The following is a 5,408-nucleotide window of genomic DNA, read 5'->3' on the forward strand; positions in this document are numbered from 1 at the left end:
AAAATAGTACGTTTGGAAGATTTACTATCTTGTCTGAAATATAAATTCTGGTGCGAGTGATGGGACTTGAACCCATACGTCCTTGGGACACACGGCCCTCAACCGTGCCTGTCTGCCTATTCCAGCACACTCGCATATTACTTTTAACATTATATACAAAAAGCTTATCCATTTCAAGTAGATATTCAGTAATATTTTTATATCTCATTAATATAATTAACTAAGACAAGTATATGAGGTGAATGGTATGTATAACAAATACGGCAGAAAATCAAAAAATTACAGAAGAAAGAGTTCATATAATTACAGAAATACAAATTATAAAACGAGAAACAGAAAGCCTGTTAAAAAAGACAGGTTTTTAAACGTTATGATATTTGTGGTGCTTATAGCTCTTTCTTATGTAACCATGGATATGCTTAACGTATCTCTTCCGTCTTCCGTTACATCAAAAATATCGGACGTGTTTAACAGTGATTTGTTTTCTTTCAGCAAGGCAAAGGACAAGGTTGTTTCTTTTGTCAATAATACGGCCAGCGTTTTTAACGGAGGGAAAACCAATGTTGCGGATTCGTCTTCTTCATTGAAGCTTGAAATGCCCGTTAACGGAGAGGTCATAACAACTTTTGAAGATACTTCTCATCCCGTTTTTAACACAACGGTAAAACCGAGAGGTATTGAAATTCAAACCCAGAAAAGCGAAGAAGTTTTTGCGAGTGCAAGCGGAGTTGTGACAAACATTGTATCCAGCTCGTACGGTGGGAGCAGGGTTGTTTTTGATGTGGGTAATAATACGACCGTCGTTTATGACGGGATAAAGAGTGCCTTTGTTAAAGTGGGAGACAATGTGACGGCAGGGAATATCATCGGTTCCATGGACAATAACGAAAGCGGCAATGTTTTGGGCTTTGAAGTTTGGGTCGATAATACCGCGGTGGACCCCATGACCTATATGGAACTTGATGTAGAGGGAAATACGGATAATAAATCGGAAAGTAAATAAAAAATGAATATACGTGTTAAAAATGCAATAAATAAAATAACGCTTACTTCTTTGAGCATATTTGCTCTTTTGATAATATATTCGCAAAGCGGATTTACAAATTTTTTGATTTTTACTTTTACATTGCTGATACATGAGTTGTCTCATATATTTACCGCAAAGATGTTTTCCGTAAAAGTAGACAATATTTCACTGCTTCCTTTCGGTGCAAAAATCTCTTATCATTTGCATGATATACGTCCCGATAAAGAATTTTTGGTTTATTTATCGGGGCCTTTTTCGAATTTTGTTTTGGCGGGAATTATAGCCTTTGCCGGTTTTTATATTTACATTCCTTCTTATGATTTCTTTATATTTTATAACGTTTTGATAGGCTCGATAAATTTGATTCCCACAATCCCTTTGGATGCGTCCAGATGTATAATGACTCTTTTGAATATGAAATTAGACAGAAGAGATTCTTTCAAGTATATATTTATAATCAGTTTTATAGTTAACTGCTGCGTGTTGTTTCTTGGTATATATGTTTTGCTTCTCGGCAGTAAGAACGTTCTTTTGATTCTTCTTTCGGTATTTTTATTCAATAATTTAAAAAGCGAAAAAGATAAAATAGATTATTATCTTATAAAAAACAATAAAATGTTAAATAAAGATTTATTAAATAGCTGACAATCTGTTTTAAAGAGTGATATATATGTTATAATATACATAGTATTATGTATCGGTAAGGAGTATCTATGAACATAAGAGAACAAAAAGAGAAAGATGAAATTCTCAGATTAAGCGAGTATGCCTTTAAAGTATCAAACACAAAAGGAAGGAAAAAGGAGATAAAACCCTGTGAAATAAGGACTGATTTTGAAAGAGACAGAGACAGGATAATTCACTGCAAAGCATTCAGAAGATTAAAACACAAGACTCAGGTTTTTATTTCTCCTCAGACAGATCACAACAGAACGAGGCTTACACACACTCTCGAAGTTTCGCAGATATCCAGAAGTATCGCCAGAGCTTTGAATGCCAATGAGGATTTAACCGAAGCCATAGCCCTTGGGCATGATTTGGGGCATACTCCTTTCGGGCACAGCGGAGAGCAGATATTAAACGAGATATGTCCTTTTGAATTTAAGCACAACATACAAAGTGTCAGAGTGGTGGAAAAAATAGAAAATGAGGGCAGGGGACTTAATCTTACATATGAAGTTACGGACGGAATAAAAAATCACTGTCACGGTTTCACTCCCGAGACTTTGGAGGGTGAAATAGTTTTCTTTTCCGATAAAATTGCTTATATAAATCATGATATTGACGATGCTGTTCGTTTTGGGGTGTTGAGAGAAGAGGATATTCCGGATAAATTTACCGATATTTTGGGTAAGACCAATTCAAAGAGAATCAATACGATGATTTTGGATATTATAAAAAACAGTTTTGACAAAAACAAAATAACAATGAGTAAGGATATTTACGATGCGACAATGGGGCTTAGAAGTTTTTTGTTTGAAAATGTTTATCATTCCAAAAAAGCCATAGAAGAAGGAAACAAGGGGAAGTTTATAGTACAGAGACTGTATGAATATTATATGAAAAATCCGAAGAAGATGGCAGAGGAATTTTATAAGAGAATCGATGAAGATGATTTGTCCAGAATCGTCTGCGATTATGTTGCATGTATGTCCGATATATTTGCGATAAATATGTATAAAGAGTTATTTATACCGAGTACATGCTGGGGAATGTAAGGAGAGTCGATGAAGGGATATTTTAAAAAAGATTTTATAAGAAGACTTGTGGACGATGCGGATATAGTGGGGATTATAAATCAATATGTTCCCCTTACCAGAAGCGGAAGCAGATATAAGGCAAGGTGTCCTTTTCATACGGAAAAGACCCCTTCTTTTGTTGTGACTCCCGATATGGGCAGGTACCACTGTTTTGGGTGTAACGCAAACGGAGACGTTTTGGATTTTCTTATGGAAATGAACAAGTTGGACTTTGCCGGGGCGGTCGAGCTTTTGGCGGATATGGAAGGAGTCAGCGTTCAATATGAGGAGAACGGAAACTATACAAGGCGCAGCGAGAATGCCGTAAGCTATAACGAAAAGCAGGAGATTTACAACTGTATAAAAGACAGTGCGAATTATTTTTATAAAAATCTGATGAAAGGCGGACCCGCTTTAAAGTACCTTCTTGACAGGGGGCTTAGTAATGAAACCATAAAGAAATTCGGTCTTGGTTATTCGGTTAATGAATTCGATAATCTTTACGGATATTTGGTTAAAGAGAAAAAATACTCCGTAAACACTTTGATAAAGGCAGGGCTTGTAAGAACAAAGGAAAACGGCGGGGTCTATGATTACTTCAGAGACAGAATAATGTTTCCCATACAAGACGTTAACGGAAAGCTGATAGCTTTCGGGGGAAGGATATTCACCGATGTAAAAAATGCACCGAAGTATCTGAACTCTCCGGAAACGCTGGTATTTAAGAAAAATTCCACCTTGTACAATCTGAACAATGCAAGAAAAGAATTATCAGAAAAACCTCTTATTCTTGTGGAAGGGTATATGGATGTTATATCTCTCGTAAACAACGGGATTTATAATGCGGTTGCGACTCTCGGCACGGCTTTTAACATCAATCATGCAAAGCTTATAAACCGCTATACCAAAAATGTGGTCGTTATGTATGACTCCGACAACGCCGGTCTTAACGCAACAATAAAAGCAAGCGAAATACTTGAAAGTGCCAATATATATCCCAAAGTGGTCAGGTTGCCTAAAGGGGATGATCCCGACAGCTACATATTAAATAATAGCATAGATAAGTTTAATAATTTGGTAGAAAATGGCATAGACAGTATAGAGTTCAGAATAAAGTTGTTGGAAGATAATCATAATATGCTCGATAACTGGGAAAAGGTTGATTTTATAAAAAAAGCCTGCGTTATAATAGGGAAAGTAGAGGATAATGTAAGAAAAGAATTTTATATAAAGTATCTTCACAGAAAAACGGGCGCTGAAATTTCCACAATAGAAAATGAAGTCAATACCAACAGTTTTATTACTCCGAATCATTTGAACGATTCAAAAAACGATGATAAAAACGCGAAGAGGAAAAATCGGATAAAAGAAAAAATCATATATGCTCAAGAAATGATTTTGAAATATATGATTGACAATGTGTTGAATACGGATAAAATCAGAGAAATAAATCTTGATGAAGATATTTTGGTAGGGGATGATTATAAAAAAATATATGAAAAGATAGTTTTTTGTGTTAATAACGGAAAAAAGGTTGACTTTATGGAGTTGTTTGATTATAATGATAAATTGGCTACAACTATGTCACGAATTGTGTCTTTAGACCAAAATATAAGCAGTGATGATATAATAAGGGCAAGACAGACACTTATTGTCAACAATATAAATAAAAAGATTATGAGTGTTAAAAGTGCCATAAGAGATATTCAGGATTCTGAAGATAAAGAAATGTTAGATGTTTTGATAGCCGAATTTTACAAACTGAAATCAGAGCTTTTAAAAGCCAAAAACGGAGGTACACTTATATAATGAGTCCAAAAAAGGAAAATAAGTCCGCTGATATGGAAAAAGACCAAAACACAGTTATTGAAGCAAAAGAAAAAAATTCAACAAAGAAAAAGACATCTAAAAAAGACTCTGTCAGAAAAGAAGTTAAGAAACTTAAAACGATTGACGATATAAAAGATTGGGCAAAAAAGGAAAATGTTGTATCTCAAAGAGAGATGAATCAGCATTTTACCGATTTGAATTTAAATCCCGATGAAATAGATCAAATTTTGGAATTCTTTTTTAAAGAAGGAATCGTTCTTCAAGACGATGACGATATAGACAAAGATGTAGATGAACTTCTTGACGATGATATGAAGTCGGATGACGATATAGACATCAAAAAAGTTATTTCAAAGTCATACGAACCTTCTGTACATATTAACGATCCCGTGAGAATGTATTTAAAAGAAATCGGAAAAGTGGATTTGCTTCACGCCGAAGAAGAGATGGATCTTGCACAAAGAATAGAAGATGGAGATGTAGAGGCAAGAAAAAAACTTTGCGAAGCCAATTTAAGACTCGTTGTCAGTATAGCTAAGAGATATGTCAACAGAGGTATGTCATTTTTGGATTTGATTCAGGAAGGAAACCTTGGACTTCTCAAAGCAGTTGAAAAGTTTGATTACACCAAAGGATTTAAATTTTCCACATATGCCACATGGTGGATAAGACAGGCAATAACAAGAGCCATTGCCGATCAGGCGAGAACGATAAGAATACCCGTACATATGGTTGAAACCATAAATAAATTAAAAAGAGTTCAAAGAATGTTGATTCAGGATCTCGGCAGAGACCCGAATGCCGCAGAAATA

5 protein-coding genes and 1 tRNA gene are annotated in these 5,408 nt (G+C 35.0%); 5 read left to right on the forward strand and 1 reads right to left on the reverse strand.

Annotated elements, in window-relative coordinates; all coding sequences use genetic code 11:
• Positions 1 to 48 precede the first annotated feature (48 nt).
• Positions 49 to 134, reverse strand: a tRNA-Leu gene (locus QZ357_RS04800).
• Between the two features lie 113 nt (positions 135 to 247).
• Here QZ357_RS04800 and QZ357_RS04805 point away from each other — a divergent pair.
• The 5 genes from QZ357_RS04805 to QZ357_RS04825 all read left to right on the forward strand — a co-directional run.
• Complete coding sequence (locus tag QZ357_RS04805; RefSeq protein ID WP_290772523.1) at positions 248 to 1,003, forward strand: M23 family metallopeptidase; 756 nt, start codon at positions 248 to 250, stop codon at positions 1,001 to 1,003.
• A gap of 3 nt (positions 1,004 to 1,006) precedes the next feature.
• Positions 1,007 to 1,672 (forward strand): site-2 protease family protein, encoded by a 666-nt coding sequence (locus tag QZ357_RS04810; protein ID WP_290772525.1) that lies wholly within the window; start codon positions 1,007 to 1,009, stop codon positions 1,670 to 1,672.
• 68 nt (positions 1,673 to 1,740) lie between these two features.
• On the forward strand, positions 1,741 to 2,745 hold the full coding sequence (locus tag QZ357_RS04815) for a deoxyguanosinetriphosphate triphosphohydrolase (RefSeq protein ID WP_290772528.1): 1,005 nt from the start codon (positions 1,741 to 1,743) through the stop codon (positions 2,743 to 2,745).
• A 9-nt stretch (positions 2,746 to 2,754) separates the two neighbouring features.
• Positions 2,755 to 4,575 carry a DNA primase gene (dnaG, locus tag QZ357_RS04820; RefSeq protein WP_290772536.1) on the forward strand — a complete coding sequence of 607 codons (1,821 nt, stop codon included), beginning with the start codon at positions 2,755 to 2,757 and terminating at the stop codon, positions 4,573 to 4,575.
• Positions 4,575 to 5,408, forward strand: an 834-nt coding sequence (locus tag QZ357_RS04825; protein ID WP_290772539.1) for a sigma-70 family RNA polymerase sigma factor, incomplete at its 3' end; no start/stop codon positions are given. The genes dnaG and QZ357_RS04825, both read left to right, overlap by 1 nt.

Source organism: Anaerofustis sp., from assembly GCF_019420015.1.
Lineage (GTDB): Bacteria > Bacillota > Clostridia > Eubacteriales > Anaerofustaceae > Anaerofustis.